The following is a 1,228-nucleotide window of genomic DNA, read 5'->3' as shown; positions in this document are numbered from 1 at the left end:
GTGGTTATGTCGCCTGTCGTTGTCTGTGACGTGTTTCCGATGACTCACCATGTGGAGTGCGTCGCGATCCTCGAACCGGCCGTAAACGGATCCTGACCTGGGATTTTACGCGTGCGCGTTATGTGTGATACGGATGTTACGGGCGATATTGTGACGTTCGCTTGACGCTTGTTCTGATGGTCGTCAGGTGCTCTGTGCCGCTGGTCAGACGGCCTGCTGGCCGGCCTCGATCAAGACCGCGACGCGGCCGTGGCCGGGCTCGCGCTTCCGTACAGCAACGGTCCGACCGAAGGCGTCAACGCCAAAACGAAGCTGATCGCGAGACAGGCGTACGTCAGAGCAGGATTTGACCTCCTCCGCCCCATCCTCCTCGGATGACTTCATACCCCGTCACCACCGAATGTGAGACAGGGCCGTTCATTTTACCGTCCCGATCACGGACATCTGCGACAGTGTGTTCAGTAGCGCGACGGACGATACGATCGAGTGCTGTCCACATCGCTGCTGGCAGGCGCCGGATTCGCGCGTGGGCCGGTACAGTATCGGCCGCGCGGTCGGTGTTGACGTTGGCCGACGAGACCGAGCAAGGAAGAGGACTGCGGCTTGGCACGCAAACGGACGGAGGACCTGCCTGACCTGTCCGGGCTGCTCCTGCCTCGTGACCAACGGATGACGGCTGTGGAGCAGTCGCTGCTCAGGCATCGCTCCAGCACGCAGGTGGCGGTCTCCCTGGCCGAACAGGTCGCTGCCCGGCTGGCCTGCGCCATCACCTTCGACCTCATCCATGCCGGCCAGCGCCTGCTCGAACAGGACATCTGTGAGATTCTTGGCGTCAGTCGTGCGCCGGTCCGTGAAGCGCTCCGCATCCTCGAGCGGGATCGTCTCATCGAGTTCCAGGCACGGCGGGGGGCGCTCGTCACCGCGCCGACAGCCAAGGAAGTACGTAACGTCTTCGACGTCCGGATCGCGCTGTACGGAATGCTCCTTCGGGAGGAGATGGACCGGGATCCGAAGCGGCTGCTCGCGGTTCTGAACTCCCACATGCCTGCGGTCGAGAGGTCGGTCTCCGAGTCCGCTGACGACTACGCGACGGCGACATTCCTGCTGAACTCGTCGATCGCGGCGGCAGCGAGCAACCAGACCCTCGCGGACTTGTTGCAGTCCGTCTCCCTCCAAACGCTCCGATATGTGCGTTTGGGGTTGTTGCATCACCCGGTGAACATTCCGC

The 1,228-nt window shown here is 62.8% G+C and carries 1 protein-coding gene; it reads left to right on the top strand.

Annotated elements, in window-relative coordinates; genetic code table 11:
* Positions 1-603: 603 nt before the first annotated feature.
* On the top strand, positions 604-1,228 hold a 625-nt coding region (locus tag ACMZ42_RS27190; RefSeq protein ID WP_415733454.1), incomplete at its 3' end, for a GntR family transcriptional regulator.

This window comes from Lysinibacillus sp. NPDC056185, assembly GCF_047737915.1.
Taxonomy (GTDB): Bacteria; Bacillota; Bacilli; order Bacillales_A; family Planococcaceae; genus Lysinibacillus.
Note: the sequence above shows the minus strand (reverse complement) of the source record. Positions and strands in the feature narration are given on the sequence as shown.